Below are 711 nucleotides of genomic sequence, written 5' to 3' on the forward strand. Positions count from 1 at the left end.
GCCCGCATCCAGGTGGAACGCGCCGGCGGCAAGGCCGAGATCGAAGGCGCGCAGCAGACCATCCGCACGCTCGGCACCGTGGGTGACGCGCAGGCACTGCGCGACTACTCCATCGCGTTGCCCGATGGCCGCGCCGTGCGACTGTCCACCCTGGCCAATGTCACCGATGCCGCCGCCGACCCGACCGAGGCCGCCTTGCTGGACGGCAAGCAGGTAGTGGCGTTCTCGATGTCGCGCACGCGTGGCTCCAGCGAAGTGAAGGTCGAAGCCGGCGTGCACACCGCGCTGGACCAGCTGAAGGCCAGCCACCCGGGCATCGATTTCCGCCTGGTCACCACCGCCATCGATGAAACCCACCGCTCCTACGACTCGTCCATGACGATGCTCTGGGAAGGCGCGCTGCTGGCGCTGCTGGTGGTGTGGCTGTTCCTGCGCGACTGGCGCGCCACCTGGGTATCGGCGCTGACCCTGGCGGCGGTGTTCGTGCCGGTGGCATTCATGCCCGGCATCGCCGGCAAGTTCTTCCGCGAATTCGGCTGGACCGCCGCCACGGCGGTGTTGTTCTCGCTGCTGGTGGCGCGCCTGCTCACCCCGATGATGGCCGCCTACCTGCTCAAGCCGCATGGCGAAGAGAAGCCCGAATCGAAACTGATGACCTGGTACCTGGGCTGGGTGGACGCCGCGCTGCGCTACCGCGGCCGGACCCTGTGG

The 711-nt window shown here is 68.6% G+C and carries 1 protein-coding gene; it reads left to right on the forward strand.

Annotation, left to right across the window (positions count from 1 at the left end):
* The coding region (locus tag INT12_RS30725) for an efflux RND transporter permease subunit (RefSeq protein WP_193059210.1) at window positions 1-711 on the forward strand (711 nt) is incomplete at both ends.

Source organism: Pseudomonas sp. K8 (assembly GCF_014889455.1).
Classification (GTDB): domain Bacteria; phylum Pseudomonadota; class Gammaproteobacteria; order Pseudomonadales; family Pseudomonadaceae; genus Aquipseudomonas; species Aquipseudomonas veronii.